Genomic DNA, 16,015 nt, shown 5'->3' on the forward strand with positions numbered 1-16,015 from the left:
CTGTCATCCGGGAACGGATGTCATCAGCGGCCTGTGAGTAACAGGCCCGTTGGCACGGCCATTAGCCTGCCCATCTGGAATTACGCTTTGACAGCCAAGCAATTCAACAGGTTAAATCCCTTGGCACGCGGACTGCATGGTCAGTTCGCGCCCTCGTCTGTTTGAATTCGTTTTCTGGAGTACCGCCCTTGGATGCCACGACCATCAACAGCCTGTTCCTGATCGGCGCGTTGCTGGTGGGTGCAAGTATCCTGGTCAGCTCGCTGTCCTCCCGCCTCGGCATTCCGATTCTGGTGATCATCCTTGCCGTGGGCATGGTCGCCGGCGTCGATGGCGGCGGCATCATCTTCGATAACTACCCGACGGCCTATCTGGTCGGTAATCTCGCGCTGGCGGTCATTCTTCTCGACGGCGGCCTGCGCACGCGGGTGGCGAGTTTCCGGGTCGCACTCTGGCCCGCCTTGTCGCTGGCGACGGTCGGGGTGCTGATCACCACGGGGCTGACCGGCATGGTCGCCGCCTGGTTGTTTGACCTGAACATTATTCAGGGCCTGCTGATCGGCGCCATCGTCGGTTCCACAGACGCCGCCGCCGTATTCTCGCTGCTGGGCGGCAAAGGCCTGAACGAGCGGGTGACCGCCAGTCTCGAAATTGAATCCGGCAGCAACGATCCCATGGCGGTGTTCCTCACGGTCACGCTGATCGACATGCTGTCCAGCGGACAGACCGGCCTGCACTGGAGCCTGCTGGGCCATCTGGTTCAGGAGTTCGGCATTGGCGGGATCATCGGGCTGGGCGGCGGCTGGATCATGCTGCAGCTGGTTAACCGGATTAACTTGGCCAACGGCCTGTACCCGATTCTGGTGGTCGCTGGCGGTCTTGTCGTCTTCGCACTGACCAACGCCATTCACGGCAGCGGCTTTCTGGCGGTTTATCTGTGCGGTCTGGTACTGGGCAACAAGCCTATTCGCAGCCGCCACGGCATCCTGCACATGCTTGACGGCATGGCGTGGCTGGCGCAGATCGGCATGTTCCTGGTGCTCGGCCTGCTGGTCACGCCCCATGACCTGTTGCCGATTGCGCTGCCGGCCCTGGGCCTGGCGCTGTGGATGATTCTGGTCGCACGCCCTCTGTCGGTGCTGGCCGGCCTGCTGCCTTTCCGGGTGTTCCACCGCCGCGAAAAAGCCTTTATCGCTTGGGTCGGTTTGCGCGGCGCGGTACCGATCATTCTGGCGGTGTTCCCGCTGATGGCCGGCCTGCCCCATGCGCAGCTGTATTTCAATCTCGCGTTCTTCATCGTGCTGGTGTCGCTGCTGGTTCAGGGCACGAGCCTGCCGTGGGTGGCGAAATGGCTGAAAGTGACGGTACCGCCTGATCCGGCGCCGATTTCCCGCGCCGCGCTGGAAGTGCATGTCACCAGCGAGTGGGAGCTGTTCGTGTATCGCCTTGGCGCCGAAAAGTGGTGCATCGGTGCCGCACTGCGCGAGCTGAAAATGCCAGAGGGCACACGTATTGCCGCCTTGTTCAGGGGTCAACAACTGCTCCATCCGTCGGGTAGTACGGTGCTGGAAGTGGGCGATCTGCTCTGCGTCATCGGCCACGAACACGACCTTCCCGCCCTCGGCAAGCTGTTCAGTCAGGCGCCGCAACGCGGTCTGGATCTGCGCTTCTTCGGTGACTTCGTTCTTGAGGGAGACGCTGAGCTGGGGGCTGTCGCGGCACTTTACGGTTTGAAACTCGATGGGCTGGATCCGGGTATGCCGCTGAGTCAGTTCATCATTCAGAAGAATCGCGGTGCGCCGATCGTAGGCGACCAGGTCGAATGGAACGGAACTATTTGGACCGTCGCAGTTATGGACGGGAACAAGATCCTCAAAGTGGGCGTCAGATTCCCCGAAGGAAGCAGCCCGGGGCCCGCGCTGTTCCTTTAAACTGCCCCCCATTCTGTTCGCTCGACCCGGTGTCTATGTTCACGCTGCGTAACCTTTTTGCCTCGGCCCTGCTTGGGCTTTGCCTGTCGTCCGTACCGGCGCACGCCGCCGATACGCCACCCCTGTCCAGCGAGGCCGTCCAGCGCAGTCTGGACAAGATCGCCGACCGCAAACTGACCGCTGACGACCAGAAAGCCCTGCAGCAGGTCCTGGAACAGACGCTGACATTCCTGTCCAGCCAGAAGGACAACCAGCAAAAGCTGGATGACCTGAAAAAGCAGCTCGCCGACGCGCCCCGGCAGACCACCGAAAACCAGCACGAGCTGACCAAGCTCAAGGCCAGCAAGGTCATTCCGGTCGCTCAGCGTTACGCCAATCTGGACGTGCCGCAGCTTGAGCAAATACTGAGTCAGCGCAGTGCTCAGCAGGCTGATCTGCAAAAAGCCCTCAACGACGCCAACAGCCTGACCATCACCGCGCAGACCCGGCCCGAGCGCGCCCAGGCCGAGATCAGCAGCAGCCAGACGCGCATTCAGGCCATCAGCGGCACGCTCAAGTCCGGCAAGGATGGCGGCAAGGCCATCAACGCCGACCAGCGCAACGCATTGAACGCCGAGCAGACCTCGCTCAACGCGCTGATTGCCCTGCGTCGTCAGGAGCTTGCCGGCAACAGCCAGTTGCAGGACCTGGGCGGCAGCCAGCGCGACCTGCTCACGGAAAAGGTCAATCGTCAGGATCAGGAAATCCAGGACCTGCAGACGCTGATCAACGAGAAGCGTCGCGCCCAGTCCCAGCAAACCGTGACGCAGTTGTCCCTTGAAGCGCAGAAAGCCGGGGGCAGCAGCCTGCTGGCGACCGAAAGCGCCGCCAACCTCAAGCTCTCCGACTACCTGCTGCGTGGCACCGACCGCCTCAATGAGCTGACCCAGCAGAACCTCAAGACCAAGACCCAGCTGGATGCCATCACGCAAACCGATCAGGCGCTCGACGAGCAGATCAACGTGTTGAGCGGAAGTTTGCTGCTGTCGAAAATCCTCTACAAACAAAAGCAGTCGCTCCCCAAACTCAAGCTCGACAGCGGTCTGGCCGACGAAATTGCCGATATTCGCTTGTACCAATTCGAGGTCAATCAGCAACGCGAGCAGATGAGCAGCCCGAGCGCATACGTCGACACGTTACTGGCGACGCAGAAGCCGGAAGACGTCACACCCGCGCTGCGCAAGACGCTGCTCGATCTGGCGACCACTCGCAGCGACCTGCTGGAGCGGCTGAACCGCGAGCTGAGTGCGCTGCTCAACGAATCCATCACCCTCCAGCTCAACCAGAAACAGCTCGTCAGCACCGCCAACAGCCTGCGGGCCACCCTTGATGAGCAGATGTTCTGGATTCCGAGCAACAAGCCGCTGGATCTTGAGTGGTTCGAGCGCATACAGCCACGACTCGTCAAACAGGTGACCACCCTTCCCTGGACGTCCAGCGTCAGCGAACTCTACGACGGACTGACCCAGCGGCCGCTGATCTTCCTGCCGCTGTTTCTGGTGATCGGCGCGCTGATGTGGAAGCGCAAGGCGCTGTACGACAAGCTCAATCGGTTGCACGCCGACATCGGCCACTTCAAGCGGGACCGGCAGTGGCAGACACCGCTGGCGATCTTCATCAACGTGCTGCTGGCAATGCCGTTGTCGCTGACCCTCACGGTGTGTGCGTTCGCGCTGCAGATCGACGCCCGCGGCCAAAACGTCAATCTGGGTTCTGCGCTGCTGCAGGTGGCGCTGGCCTGGCTAGTGTTCTACACCGCTTACCGCATTCTGGCGCCGGGCGGCGTGGCGCAATTGCACTTCCGCTGGGAAAAACCACAAGTGGAATTCCTGCGCGGCTGGATCCGTCGTCTGGGTCTTGTCGTGCTGGCGCTGGTGACGGTGGTCGCCGTGGCCGAGCACGAGCCCTCGGCATTGGCCGACGACGTCATCGGCATCGCCGTGGTGCTGACGTGCTACGCCCTGATGGCCTGGCTGCTCGCGCGGCTGTTGCTCACCAGCCCGACCCACCAAAGCGCGTCGCTGTTTCGTCGTGCGGTGGGCCTGGCCTTCACCGCCCTGCCCGTCGCGCTGTTCGTCGCCGTGTGCTTTGGCTATTACTACACCGCGCTGAAACTCAGCGATCGGCTGATCGACACGCTGTATCTGCTTATGCTGTGGCTGGTGATCGAAGCTGCTTTCGTGCGCGGGCTAAGCGTGGCCGCGCGCCGTCTGGCGTACCAGCGCGCGCTGAGCAAACGTCAGGCCGCAAAAGAAGCCGGCGAAGGCGAGACGCTGATCGAGGAGCCGACGCTGGACATCGAACAGGTCAACCAGCAGTCGCTGCGATTGATTCGTCTGGCGCTGATTGCAGGCTTCATCGGCGCGCTCTACTTCGTCTGGGCCGACCTGATTTCGGTGTTCTCGTACCTCGATAACATCACGCTGTACGAATACACCAGCGGCACCGGCGCCAACATCAGCATGGTGCCGATTAGCCTGGGCGACTTGATCGGCGCCTTGGTCATCATCGGCATCACCTTCGTGCTGGCGGGCAACTTGCCGGGCCTGCTGGAAGTGCTTGTGCTGTCGAAACTCAACCTCAAACAGGGCAGTTCGTACGCAACCACGACGTTGCTTTCGTACACCATCGCCGGCGTCGGTTTTGTCTCGACGCTCTCGGCGCTCGGCGTGAGTTGGGACAAGCTGCAATGGCTGGTGGCGGCGCTATCGGTGGGCCTGGGCTTCGGTATGCAGGAGATCTTCGCCAACTTCATCTCCGGGATCATGATCCTGTTCGAACGCCCGGTTCGAATCGGCGACACCATCACCATCGGCGCCTTGTCGGGTACGGTGAGCAAAATCCGCATTCGCGCGACCACCATCACCGATTTCGACCGCAAGGACATCATCGTCCCTAACAAGACGTTCATCACCGGGCAACTGATCAACTGGTCGTTAACCGACACGATCACCCGCGTGACGTTAAAACTGGGGGTGGATTACGGGTCGGATCTGGACCTGGTGCGCAGCCTGCTGCTCAAGGCCGCGCGTGACAATCCCAGGGTGCTGAAAGACCCCGAGCCGATTGTTTACTTCCTCAATTTTGGTGAAAGTACCCTCGATCACGAACTGCGCATGCATGTGCGAGATCTAGGCGACCGCAACCCGGTGCTCGATGAGATCAACCGGTTCATCAACAAAGAATTCAAGAAACAGCACATCAATATTTCGTTCCGGCAAATGGAGGTTTACCTCAAGAACATGCAGGGGCAGGAGTACAAAATGGTGCCAATCGAGCCAGAGCAGAAAACCATCACGCCGCCCACTGCTGTGCCTCCAGCCCCAAAAGATGCACCTGAGCCGCCCGAAGTCAGGCTCGACTGACCCGGAAAAACCCAGCAGAATGGTCGGACATTCTGCTGGAGGCATCCCTTGAAAGCCCTCGACGAGCTGACCTTCGATAATCGTTTTGCCCGCCTGGGCGATGCGTTTTCCACCACCGTACTGCCCGAGCCCATCGCCGACCCGCGGCTGGTGGTTGCCAGCGAAGCGGCCCTCGCGTTGCTCGATCTGGACCTTGCTCAGGCAGAACAACCTCTTTTTGCTGAAATCTTCAGCGGTCACAAACTGTGGGCCGAAGCCGATCCGCGCGCGATGGTTTACTCCGGTCATCAATTCGGTTCGTACAACCCGCGCCTGGGTGATGGCCGCGGCTTGCTGCTCGGCGAGGTGTACAACGACGCCGGCGAACACTGGGACCTGCACCTCAAGGGCGCCGGGCAGACACCGTATTCACGCATGGGCGATGGTCGTGCTGTATTGCGCTCGTCGATCCGCGAGTTTCTGGCTTCAGAAGCCCTGCATGCCTTGGGCATCCCGACCAGTCGCGCGGCCTGCGTGATCGGGTCCAGCACCCCGGTGTGGCGCGAAACCCAAGAACGCGCAGCGATGGTTCTACGCTTGGCGCAAAGCCACGTGCGCTTCGGCAGCCTCGAATATTTCTTCTACACCAAACAGCCGGAACAGCTGAAGCAACTGGCCGATCACGTGCTGTCCCTGCACTACCCCGGATGTCTCGAAGAGCCCGAGCCGTACCTGGCGATGTTTCGCGCGATCGTCGAGCGTCAGGCCGAGCTGATTGCCAAATGGCAGGCCTATGGTTTCTGTCATGGCGTAATGAACACCGACAACATGTCGATCCTCGGCATTACCTTCGACTTCGGCCCCTTCGCGTTCCTCGATGACTTCGACCAGCATTTCGTCTGCAACCATTCCGATCACGAAGGCCGCTACTCTTTCAGCAATCAGGTGCCGATTGGCCAGTGGAACCTCAGCGCGCTGGCCCAGGCGCTGACACCCTTCATCAGTGTCGAGGCATTGCGTGAGGCGCTGGACCTGTTTCTGCCGCTGTATCAGGCGCATTACCTGGACCTGATGCGTCGACGTCTGGGCCTGACAACGGCCGAAGAAGATGACGCTGACCTGATCGCGCGCTTGCTCCAACTGATGCAGAACAGCGGCGTCGACTACACCCTGTTTTTCCGCCATCTGGGGAAGAATCAGCCGAAGTCGCGGCAGGAAAGTTGCGCGACGACTTCGTCGACATGCTCGGCTTCGACACCTGGGCCGACGCCTACAAAGCCCGCATCGCGCGTGAACCCGAGTCAAGCCAACAAGATCGCCGCGCGCGCATGCACGCGGTTAACCCGCTGTACATCTTGCGCAACTACCTCGCCCAACGCGCCATCGAAGCGGCCGAACAAGGCGACGACAGCGAAGTCCGCCGTTTGCATCAGGTGCTGTGCAACCCGTTCGAGGAGCAGCCCGGAATGGAGAGTTATGCACAGCGTCCGCCGGATTGGGGCAAACATCTGGAGATCAGTTGTTCGTCGTGAGTGCGGGCAAGTTGAGGTCAGGTGAAACCTCCACCGTTTTGGGCAATGCGGGATCCTCGTGCTCTAAGCGCTTTTTTCCGGATCAGTCATGGCAGCGAGGATGTCGTAAAGGTTGAGAATGTGCGTTTGGGCTTCGCGCTCGCCTCCCGCCGGCAGCGCTAGCTCTTCTGCGATTTTCGCCTCCATTTCTGCCTCGTAATTCCAGGGATAACGGTCCTGAACTTTTTCGATCATCGGCAGCGCTTTGTAGTAATTCAAGACCTCCCTCATGAACACAGGCTGCTTGCCAGTCGCACTGCTTTCGAGTTGAGCACGAGCAATGGCGCCTTGCGCCCACTTATATTCCATTTGCGCACTGCCGCGCCAAGCGGCTTGCCGCTCATTGATGGTGTAGCCGCCTTGGTCGTCATAGGCAATCAGGATCAACTGATCCCGTGAAAGGCCCGCGAAGGGACTTTTCGCGTTCGTGTCGCCCGCACTGGAACGGTTCACGTATTCAGTAGCTTGCCGGGCGCGATTCAGAAGCTCAGGGTCATCGGTTTGCGGCGTCTCCAGATCATGCCGGGCTTTTGCGGCTGTATACCCTTCGAATAAAAACCTGCTTTTTTGCTTGGCCGCATAGGCCGCCAGTTCATCGCGGGACATCGCAAGCTCTCGTTGGCTCGCCCTCTCTGCACTGTCACTTAGCTGACGCCCCAGAACTGACACGGTCGCGACCTCCGGTTGAGGCATTAGTGAGGCAATCGACGCTCGCTCAGTGCCTACGACTGGCAACCCGGCAGACGGCATTTTTTCAACTTCGGCTGCACTCAAAGAACCTCGTGTGGCCGAACGTATAGTGGAAAGCATAGAAAGTTCCTTTTCCGATACCACGCGCAGCCGAAGCCGCCACTAATGGGCAGCTCCGGTTCATGTTTGCGTCATCAGCGCATGATGAAGTTCACCACCCAATTGTGGTTGGAATAGTTGACGGAGGTGACAGTAACTTCACATCTGGCGCCGCCGCCCGACACTGCACTTCTGTTCCACTTAGGCGTGCGGACACCTCCCGGTGTAGAGCTCATCAAATAGCTGGTTGTAAATTGGCAGGTTTTGAACCCCGCTTGATATCGCACGGTGGCGTAGCTTATAGGAGACGCACCGCTTGGACGAACGTTAAAGCTCGTTGAGGCCCCTGCCGCCACGGCGTCAGGTTTGGGTGATGCGTTCGAGTAAGTGGTCAGTTCATTACTGCTACTTCCACGCACATAAACTGCATTTTCATCGGTTTCATTTTTAAAGTTTACGGTCACCTGAGGTCCTGCACTCACCACCCCAACCGTGGCCAAAGTAGAAAACAGCAACACTGTATTAACTTTATTTTTAGATTTCATTTTTAGATCCTCCTTTTTATTAGATCTAAAAAAAGCTAATCAGGCATCGCGTTAAATGCCTACTACCCGAACGGATAGGCTCTTTGGAGCGCATCGAGCGCGGACAGCAGGCGCCCTCAATGATCACGCTTCAGCTGCAGGCTTGGGTGAAGCAGAAACTTGCGCACCGGCATTCGCAGCCGCTGGCTTTTCAACCCCCTGCGCAGCCGCCGTAGCTGGCTCAGGTGAAGTACGAGGCGCGAACTTCTTCGTGTAGGCGATGTTGTTTGGGTCAGCTTTCTTGTCTTTGCTGGTGTCGACGATGCCGGCGAGGATGTCGTAAAGGGTCAGGTTGCGGTCTGTCGCTTGACGTCCGAAAGCGCCCGGCAGGCTGGGCAGCGTGAGGTCGCTCTTGATTCGCGCCTCCAGAATGCCTTCTGCTCCCTTGGGATAGCTCACCGCCTTTTCGATCGCCGGCAGCGACTTGAGGTAGCTCAGAGCGTCGTTATAGAACCGGGAGGCCTTGCCCGTCCGGGCTTGCTCGATCACCCCCTCGTTTATCGCCACTTTGCGCCAGTCCTCGTCCATCTTCTGCACGCCCTGCCAGGCCGCGCGCCGCTCGTTGAGTGTGAAGGCTCCGCTGTCGTCAAAGGCAATCAGGTTCAGTTGTTCACGGGACAGGTTTTCGAAAGGGCTTTTGGCGTTCTTGTCACCGGCCAGTGTCCGGGTCACGAACGCACTGGCCTCTCGCGCGCGGTCCAGCAATTCAGGGTCGTTAGTCTTGGGCACTTCCATGGCCCGGGTGCCGCTGTTGACTGTGCGGCCTTCGATCAAAAACTCATCGATGCGATTTCGCCCGTATTGCCCCAGCTCGGCGTGGGTCATCACCGCGTCCCTCTTCTGGGCTCGCGCAGCGCTACCGTTCAGTTGTGCCGCCAGTGTCGAAAACGTCGCCTTGTCGGTCGCGGTCGCTGCAGGTTTATCGACGGTTTTGGGGGCGCTGTTTGGAGCGGCGTCAACGACTGGCTTTTTATTCGCGACAACCGCTGCAACCGCGGCCTGGATCTGGCTGATCATGGGCGACTCCCTGGCTATGAGATGACAGGGGCCGACGCGCATGTTCGTCAGTCAGCCCCTCGCGTCGACACTAGCGACGGCCAGACAGGGCGAACAGTTGGGCGAACGGGGGATGCTTTCGGGGAATCAGCGACCGAGGATTGGGCTTAACGCCCGTAGTCAGGGGCTGGGACAAGCGGTGAAGGAGGAATGCGTTGCGTCTTCAGGTTAGAGAGTTTGTAGGCGTGGTGTGCTTAAACGAATAGTGAAACTTGAACCAAGTCACGTCGCCTATTTGAGGTAATTGATGAAGTCACCGCCACTCTCTACCGCTCGGCGCTTCAGATGAACCTGTAAAGCTTGATAACTCACCCCGCCGGCTCCACCTAGTAGTCATCAACCCTACTCAGGCCTCTGCCATGTCCGATTCCCTGCTGATCCCCTGCCCACATTGCAACGGGCTCAATCGCATCCCTGCCGGGCGGGTGTCCGACCAGCCGAAATGCGGGCGTTGCAAGCAGCCGGTTTTGCTGAGCAAGCCGTTCAACCTGACGCAGGGCGATTACGCGAGTCAGATCAAGGGCGATCTGCCGCTATTGGTGGACGTATGGGCGGAGTGGTGCGGGCCGTGCAAATCCTTCGCGCCGACGTTCGAGCAAGCGGCCACTCAGCTGAGCGGTAGGGTTCGGCTGGCGAAGCTGGACAGCGAGTCCAATCAGCAGCTTTCCGCGCAGCTGGGCATTCGCTCGATCCCGAGTTTGATCGTGTTTAAGGACGGTCGTGAAGTTGCCCGGCAGAGTGGCGCAATGCCGTTGCAACAGCTGATCGCCTGGCTGGCCAGTCAGGGAATTTGAGAGACGCTTCTTCAGCGATCGAAGTGCATGACAGCCAGCGCTGTAGGCAGGTTCTGAAAGACCTTTTTGGCCCCGAATCCGTTGAATTCTGCGTCTAGGCTTCGCCACTCCTATCGGTACCCTGGAGTGGTTTGCTATGACATACGTGGTCAGAGAGGGCGATTCAACGACAACCGGCGGCGTGGTGTTAAGCGCCTCAGGCTCGCACACATGGGAGGACCGGCGTCTGGCCCGCATGGGCGATCCGGTCTGGTGCGAGTTGTGTGCACAGGTTGGCTTCATTGCCCAAGGCAATCCGACCTTCATCGATGAGCTCGTGGCCGTGGCGACCCACGGACAGGCCGTGCGCTGCGGCTGTGCGGACGGCACCCACCATCTGATCGCCAGCCAGGATCAGCTTCAGGCCGACATGGAAGCGACCATCGACATTCCCAAGGACATGGCCGAAAAGGCGCGCAAGCGAGCCAAGCACATGACCCGAGCCCGTCGGGAAAGCCACGAACCGCTCGCCTAGCAGTCAGCGATTACCCGCACCCGTTTCCAGCAAGTGATGCAGCTCGACAAATTGCTGAGTCAGTTTATGCCGCGGCTCCAGATGGATCAGCGGCATATTGGCCTGGTGGGATTCACGCATCTTGATTGAACTGGTGAGGTAGACCGGCAGCACCGGCAACCCTTCAGCGATGAGTTCGTCGAGGATCTGCTGGGGCAGGCTCGCCCGCGCCTGGAACTGGTTGACGATAATGCCTTCCACTTCCAGATCCTCGTTGTGATCTTCCTTGAGTTCTTCGATTTCTTTGAGCAGGCCGTAAAGCGCCTGACGGGAGAAGCTGTCACAGTCGAACGGAATCAGCACGCGATCCGCCGCGATTAACGCCGACACCGCGTAGAAATTCAGCGCCGGGGGCGTGTCCAGGTAGATGCGCTCGTAATCTTCACTCAGCTCATCCAGCAGCTTCCGCAGCTTGTTGATCTTGTGCTTGGCTTCCAGCTTGGGCTGCAGATCCGCCAACTCGGCCGTGGCGGTCACGACATGGAGGTTGTCAAAGGGCGTTTCGTAGATGTCGACCTGATTCTTTTTGGCGCCAGGCCCGGATGACAGGGTCTGCTTGAAGAAATCCGCGATCCCCATGGGAATCTCGTCGCCGGTCAGACCGGTGAGGTACTGCGTCGAGTTGGCTTGGGCATCAAGATCGATCAACAGCGTCCGATAACCTTCATGAGCACTGACAGCCGCCAGATTGCAGGCGATGCTGGACTTGCCAACGCCGCCCTTCTGATTGAATACCACACGCCGCATGTATGACTCCCTGTTGCTGTCCAGCCGTGAAGGATCGCCTGCGACCCGATGAATGGTCCCGAGTCTAGGCAATCGCGAAGAGTAGGGCGAGCCTCTTGGAAAAATCTGACTGTAAGGGCGAGGCCCGCAACGCATACAGGCCCATTGCTCCTACAAAACCGTGTCAGATGTCGCCGCCATACCAGTAAGAATAATCGTCAGTAAACAAACCTTTTGTTTCAACGTTTGCCTCGGCGCTGTGGCATCCGGATAATGCCCGCCACTCGGCGATAGCGCCGCGCCATGGCTGGTGCCACTTCGGAGACTCGAAGTCCGGAAGTATGCCCGTATCAGGGCAGGATGATTTTGTGATCAAGTTCAACATTGCACAGTGGCGCGCGTGGGCGCCGGGGCTGACATCGGTCGAAGAGTGGCGCCAATGGAGCCACGAACCCGTGATCCCCGCCCCGACGGACGCAGCGCCAGACGTTTCATTTTTGCCGGCCATGCAACGCCGCCGGTTGAGTCGTCTGGCCCGCATGGCCTTCAGCGTAGGCTGGCCGCTGGCAGAGGGCCTGGAGCGATTGCCGCTGGTGTTCGTCTCGCGGCACGGCGAAACGCCCCGAACCTTCGACATCCTCAGCGATCTGGCCAACGACGAGCCGCTGTCGCCCACTCAGTTCAGCCTGTCCGTGCACAACGCCGTTATCGGCCTGTGGTCGATCCTGCGCGGCGAGACCAGCGAGATGACGGCCCTGGCCTGCGCGGGTGACGGGCTCGAACATGGCGTCGTCGAGGCCGCGTCCCTCCTTGAAGACGGTGCGCCGGCGGTGCTGCTGGTGATCACCGAGGAGCAGCCGCCTGCCGCCTACGCGCCGTGGATCGATGATGTGCCGTTCCCCTATGCGCTCGGCCTGCTGCTGACGCCGGGGGATGAGTGGCAGCTTTCGTTGATGACCCGCGAACCGACCGAGACGGATTCCGAGCGCAGCCAATGGCCCCACGCGCTCAACCTTTTACGTGCGCTGTCGACACAACAGAGCGCTCTGCAACATCCCTGGAAGAATCGGCTATGGAATTGGCAACACAACCGCTGAGCAAAAGCCGCGACGCCTATCGCTGGCGCCTGCTGGCCACAGCCCTGAGCTTTGCCCTCTTCGGTGTGGGCGGGTTGTGCCTGCGCGTGTTTGTCTTTCCCCTGCTGGCGCTGCTGCCCGGCGATGCCTGCAGCCACCAACGGCGCGCCCGCCGGACCATCAGCCGCCTGTTCTGGGCATTTATCCGGATCATGAGCAACGCTGGCGTGCTGACTTACGAGATCCAGGGCGCCGAGCGTCTGGGCCGCCCCGGGCAGATGATCATCGCCAACCATCCGTCGCTGATCGACGTGGTGTTTCTCATCGGACTGGTGCGCGACGCCAATTGCGTGGTCAAGCAGAGCCTGTGGCAGAACGTATTCACCCGAGGCCCGGTCCGGGCCACCGGGTATGTCAGCAACGACGGCAGCGCCGACATGCTGGAGCAAGCCGCGCATCTGCTGAGGACCGGCCAGACCCTGATCATCTTTCCCGAAGGCACGCGAACCCAGCCAGGCCATGCGCCCGCCTTTCATCGCGGCGCTGCGGCCATTGCCCTGCGTGGCGCCCACGTCATTACGCCGGTGACCATCCATGTGTCGCCGACCACGCTGACCAAGGCCGAGCCGTGGTACCGCATTCCCCTGCGCCGCCCGCATTTTCATCTGCGGGTAGGCAACGATATCGATCCAGCGGCATTTGCCGCGCTTGGCCCGGCCCCTGTGGCGTCGCGCAAGCTCAACGACTATCTGCATCAACACTTCACCAAGGAGCTCGCCACAGATGAGCGATCTGCACCAGGACATTAAACAGCTGATCATCGACGCCCTGGGCCTCGAAGACATCAGCACCCAGGACATCGGCAACGACCAGACGCTGTTCGGCGAGGGCCTGGGGCTGGATTCGGTCGACGCCCTGGAGTTGGGCCTGGCCATCCAGAAACGCTACGGCATAAAGATCGACGCCGACGCCAAAGACACTCGCAATCACTTCACCAGCGTCGACAGCCTCGCGGCATTCGTCAGCGCGCGCCAAGTGGCCTGAGGACAGAACATGCAATCCCGTGAAGACATCTTCGACACCCTGCGCTCGTCGATGGTTGAGCTGTTCGAGCTCGAACCCGAGCGCGTCACCCTCGAAGCCAACCTGTATCAGGACCTCGAAATCGACAGCATCGATGCCGTGGACCTGATCGACCACATCAAGCGCAAGACCGGCAAGAAGATCGCCGCCGAGGAATTCAAGTCGGTACGCACCGTGGGCGATGTCGTCGACGCGGTCTATCGCCTGGTCCACAGCCCCGCATGAGTCGACTGATTGGCCTGGTCCTGGTGCTTGCAGGCGTCCTGTACCCGTTTGCCGTCTACTTCGGCATGGGCCATTTCGCCCCATGGCAATTCGCGCTGCTGCTCGGCGCGCTGTGGGGGTGCGTGCGCTGACCAGCGAGGGACGTCCGGGCGGCGTGTCGATGGCGCTGACGGCGATGGGCTTTTGTCTGCTGCTCGGGTTGTTCAACAGCCCGCAATTGCTACGCTGGTACCCCGTGCTGATCAGCGGTTTCATGCTGACCCTGTTCGGGCTGAGCCTGATGCGCGGCATGCCGCTGATCGAGCGACTGGCACGCCTGACAGAACCCGATTTGCCGGTCGTTGCGGTTCGCTACACGCGCCAGGTCACCCGGGTCTGGTGCCTGTTTTTCTTTTCAACGGTTTCGTCGCCGCCGCCCTGACCCTCTGGGCGCCGCTGAGCTGGTGGACGTTATACACAGGGCTCATCGCCTACGGTTTGATGGGCCTGCTGTTCGCCGGTGAATGGATCGTTCGTCAGCGCGTGCGGGGGCGGACATGAGCTGGATCGATCTCGGACACCTGTTGCTTGATGCTCATCCACAGCGCGCCGTTGCCCATACTCCCGCGCTGAGCCATGCCGCGTTGCAGGAACGTGCGCTGCGTGTCGCCGCCGCGCTGCAGCAACGTGGCGTGACACGTTTGGCAGTCCATCTGGAAGACGCCGCTGAACTGGCCATCGCATTGTTCGCGGCATGGCGCGCCGGCGTGGCGGTGTTGCTGCCGGCCGATTTGCAGGCGCAAACGAGACTACGCTGGGCCGGCCATGTCGACCTGTGGCTGACGGATCTGCCGGACGACACTCGGCTCGATCAACTGAACGCCGACCCGCTTCCTCCCGCCGCGCTCGATCTGGATGAGTGCAGCTTGAGCCTGTGCACGTCCGGCTCCAGCGGCGAACCCAAGCTGATCGAGAAGCGCCTGCGACAACTGGCCAACGAGGTGTCTGCCCTTGAACGCTTGTGGGGCGCCGACCTGGGCGATGCCTGCATCATCGGCAGCGTGGCGGCGCAGCACATTTACGGACTGCTGTTTCGGGTGCTGTGGCCGCTGTGCGCCGGACGCAGCTTCGTGCGTCAGCAACTGCCGTTTCCCGAAGACTTGCAACGCGTCAGCCGTGAGCATCAATCCTTCGCCTGGGTGGCAAGCCCCGCGCTGCTCAAACGCATGGGGGACAATCTCGACTGGAATCACCTGAGCGCCGTGCGCCGTGTGTTTTCGTCCGGCGGCGCGCTTCCGACCGACGCGGCAGAATGCCTGCATCAGCGGCTCGGGCAGTGGCCAAGCGAAATACTCGGCAGCTCCGAAACCGGCGGCATCGCCTGGCGCCAGGGCGACCCGCTGTGGCGCGCTTTCGATGATGTCACGCTGGGTCAGGACGACGACGGCGCCCTGCGGATCGAGTCGCCGTACCTGCCGATCGGCCATGTCGAACAGACAGCCGACGCGGTGCGCTTTCTGGGAGACGGTCGTTTCGAGCTGCTGGGCCGGCTGGACCGCATCGTTAAACTGGAAGAAAAGCGCATATCCCTGCCGCTTCTGGAGCAAGCACTCGCGACCCATGAATGGGTCAGCGAAGCACGCTTGGGCGTGGTCCGGGAAAACCGCGCGTCGCTGGGCGCATTGGTGGTGTTGAGTGCCAGCGGCGTCCACGCACTGCGCAATCAGGGTCGGCGCGCGCTGACCCAGGCGCTGCGCCAGCATCTGGTGCCGCATTGCGAAGCACTGGCGTTGCCGCGTCGCTGGCGACTGCTGAGCCATCTGCCCCTCAATGCCCAGGGCAAGTTGCCGCAAGCGCTTATCGAGACATTGCTGGTGTCGCCGCGCACTCAAGCCCCTGAGCTGGTCGCACAGGAGCAACACGACGACGAGTGGCGACTGGAATTGATCGTCCCTCTGGACCTCGCGCATTTCCCCGGCCACTTCCCGGGCACGCCGATTTTGCCCGGCGTGGTGCAGGTCGACTGGGCGATGAACCTGTCCCAGCGTCTGATGGACCTGCCGCCGCGCTTTGCCGGCATGGAAGTGCTGAAGTTTCAACAACTGGTGCGCCCCGGCGATCGCATCAGCCTGACCCTGCGTTTCGACCCCGAGCGCAGCAAGCTGCATTTTGCCTATCGCAACGGCGAAGCGGCCTGCTCCAGCGGGCGGATTTTACTGGTGAAAGCGGATGCATGAGCTCTGCACATTCAAGGAAGAGGTCGCT

The 16,015-nt window shown here is 60.7% G+C and carries 13 protein-coding genes and 2 pseudogenes; 11 read left to right on the top strand and 4 right to left on the bottom strand.

Annotated elements, in window-relative coordinates; genetic code table 11:
- The first annotated feature begins 188 nt into the window (after positions 1-188).
- The 3 genes and pseudogenes from JN403_RS02090 to JN403_RS02100 all read left to right on the top strand — a co-directional run bounded on the left by JN403_RS02090 (position 189) and on the right by JN403_RS02100 (position 6,846).
- Positions 189-1,931, top strand: coding sequence for a potassium/proton antiporter (locus JN403_RS02090; RefSeq protein WP_122625568.1), 1,743 nt, complete (start codon positions 189-191; stop codon positions 1,929-1,931).
- A gap of 35 nt (positions 1,932-1,966) precedes the next feature.
- Complete coding sequence (mscK, locus tag JN403_RS02095) at positions 1,967-5,335, top strand: mechanosensitive channel MscK (protein WP_205484967.1); 3,369 nt, start codon at positions 1,967-1,969, stop codon at positions 5,333-5,335.
- A gap of 48 nt (positions 5,336-5,383) precedes the next feature.
- Positions 5,384-6,846 (top strand): annotated as a pseudogene (locus tag JN403_RS02100) (protein adenylyltransferase SelO).
- 63 nt (positions 6,847-6,909) lie between these two features.
- On the opposite strand, the gene JN403_RS02105 reads toward JN403_RS02100, so the two are convergent.
- The 3 genes from JN403_RS02105 to JN403_RS02115 form a co-directional block, all read right to left on the bottom strand.
- Positions 6,910-7,491 carry a hypothetical protein gene (locus JN403_RS02105; RefSeq protein ID WP_205484969.1) on the bottom strand — a complete coding sequence of 194 codons (582 nt, stop codon included), beginning with the start codon at positions 7,489-7,491 and terminating at the stop codon, positions 6,910-6,912.
- A gap of 278 nt (positions 7,492-7,769) precedes the next feature.
- Positions 7,770-8,219 carry a hypothetical protein gene (locus JN403_RS02110; RefSeq protein WP_205484971.1) on the bottom strand — a complete coding sequence of 150 codons (450 nt, stop codon included), beginning with the start codon at positions 8,217-8,219 and terminating at the stop codon, positions 7,770-7,772.
- 123 nt (positions 8,220-8,342) lie between these two features.
- Positions 8,343-9,275, bottom strand: coding sequence for a hypothetical protein (locus JN403_RS02115; protein WP_205484973.1), 933 nt, complete (start codon positions 9,273-9,275; stop codon positions 8,343-8,345).
- A gap of 398 nt (positions 9,276-9,673) precedes the next feature.
- On the opposite strand from JN403_RS02115, the gene trxC reads away from it, so the two are divergent.
- Entirely contained in the window at positions 9,674-10,108 is a 435-nt protein-coding gene (gene trxC / locus JN403_RS02120) for a thioredoxin TrxC (protein ID WP_205484975.1), read from the top strand.
- Between the two features lie 136 nt (positions 10,109-10,244).
- Complete coding sequence (locus JN403_RS02125; protein WP_122533897.1) at positions 10,245-10,622, top strand: PAAR domain-containing protein; 378 nt, start codon at positions 10,245-10,247, stop codon at positions 10,620-10,622.
- A gap of 3 nt (positions 10,623-10,625) precedes the next feature.
- Here JN403_RS02125 and JN403_RS02130 read toward each other — a convergent pair whose 3' ends face one another.
- The gene (locus tag JN403_RS02130) at positions 10,626-11,408 is read right to left on the bottom strand and encodes a ParA family protein (protein ID WP_122533898.1); all 783 of its coding nucleotides are present in this window, start codon (positions 11,406-11,408) and stop codon (positions 10,626-10,628) included.
- A gap of 320 nt (positions 11,409-11,728) precedes the next feature.
- On the opposite strand from JN403_RS02130, the gene JN403_RS02135 reads away from it, so the two are divergent.
- From JN403_RS02135 to JN403_RS02160, 6 genes and pseudogenes are all read left to right on the top strand, one after another.
- Entirely contained in the window at positions 11,729-12,484 is a 756-nt protein-coding gene (locus tag JN403_RS02135) for a beta-ketoacyl synthase chain length factor (RefSeq protein WP_205484977.1), read from the top strand.
- Positions 12,460-13,272 carry a lysophospholipid acyltransferase family protein gene (locus JN403_RS02140; RefSeq protein ID WP_122625559.1) on the top strand — a complete coding sequence of 271 codons (813 nt, stop codon included), beginning with the start codon at positions 12,460-12,462 and terminating at the stop codon, positions 13,270-13,272. The genes JN403_RS02135 and JN403_RS02140 overlap by 25 nt, the downstream gene beginning before the upstream one ends.
- Positions 13,247-13,507, top strand: coding sequence for a phosphopantetheine-binding protein (locus JN403_RS02145; RefSeq protein ID WP_122533901.1), 261 nt, complete (start codon positions 13,247-13,249; stop codon positions 13,505-13,507). Before JN403_RS02140 ends, JN403_RS02145 begins: the two co-directional genes overlap by 26 nt.
- Positions 13,508-13,516: 9 nt before the next feature.
- Positions 13,517-13,771 (top strand): acyl carrier protein, encoded by a 255-nt coding sequence (locus JN403_RS02150; protein WP_122533902.1) that lies wholly within the window; start codon positions 13,517-13,519, stop codon positions 13,769-13,771.
- Positions 13,768-14,311: pseudogene (locus tag JN403_RS02155) on the top strand (hypothetical protein). Before JN403_RS02150 ends, JN403_RS02155 begins: the two are co-directional and overlap by 4 nt.
- Positions 14,308-15,987 (top strand): acyl-CoA synthetase family protein, encoded by a 1,680-nt coding sequence (locus JN403_RS02160; RefSeq protein WP_205484979.1) that lies wholly within the window; start codon positions 14,308-14,310, stop codon positions 15,985-15,987. The pseudogene JN403_RS02155 and the gene JN403_RS02160 overlap by 4 nt, the downstream one beginning before the upstream one ends.
- Positions 15,988-16,015 lie beyond the last annotated feature (28 nt).

It is taken from the genome of Pseudomonas sp. 15A4 (genome assembly GCF_016925575.1).
Classification (GTDB): domain Bacteria; phylum Pseudomonadota; class Gammaproteobacteria; order Pseudomonadales; family Pseudomonadaceae; genus Aquipseudomonas.

Excerpts from the sequence above, each read along its gene's own strand:
- mscK (WP_205484967.1), top strand. The coding sequence starts at position 1,967 with ATGTTCACGCTGCGTAACCTTTTTGCCTCGGCCCTGCTTGGGCTTTGC.
- JN403_RS02105 (WP_205484969.1), bottom strand. The coding sequence starts at position 7,491 with ATGTCCCGCGATGAACTGGCGGCCTATGCGGCCAAGCAAAAAAGCAGG.
- JN403_RS02110 (WP_205484971.1), bottom strand. The coding sequence starts at position 8,219 with ATGAAATCTAAAAATAAAGTTAATACAGTGTTGCTGTTTTCTACTTTG.
- JN403_RS02115 (WP_205484973.1), bottom strand. The coding sequence starts at position 9,275 with ATGATCAGCCAGATCCAGGCCGCGGTTGCAGCGGTTGTCGCGAATAAA.
- trxC (WP_205484975.1), top strand. The coding sequence starts at position 9,674 with ATGTCCGATTCCCTGCTGATCCCCTGCCCACATTGCAACGGGCTCAAT.
- JN403_RS02125 (WP_122533897.1), top strand. The coding sequence starts at position 10,245 with ATGACATACGTGGTCAGAGAGGGCGATTCAACGACAACCGGCGGCGTG.
- JN403_RS02130 (WP_122533898.1), bottom strand. The coding sequence starts at position 11,408 with ATGCGGCGTGTGGTATTCAATCAGAAGGGCGGCGTTGGCAAGTCCAGC.
- JN403_RS02135 (WP_205484977.1), top strand. The coding sequence starts at position 11,729 with ATGCCCGTATCAGGGCAGGATGATTTTGTGATCAAGTTCAACATTGCA.
- JN403_RS02140 (WP_122625559.1), top strand. The coding sequence starts at position 12,460 with ATGGAATTGGCAACACAACCGCTGAGCAAAAGCCGCGACGCCTATCGC.
- JN403_RS02145 (WP_122533901.1), top strand. The coding sequence starts at position 13,247 with ATGAGCGATCTGCACCAGGACATTAAACAGCTGATCATCGACGCCCTG.
- JN403_RS02150 (WP_122533902.1), top strand. The coding sequence starts at position 13,517 with ATGCAATCCCGTGAAGACATCTTCGACACCCTGCGCTCGTCGATGGTT.
- JN403_RS02160 (WP_205484979.1), top strand. The coding sequence starts at position 14,308 with ATGAGCTGGATCGATCTCGGACACCTGTTGCTTGATGCTCATCCACAG.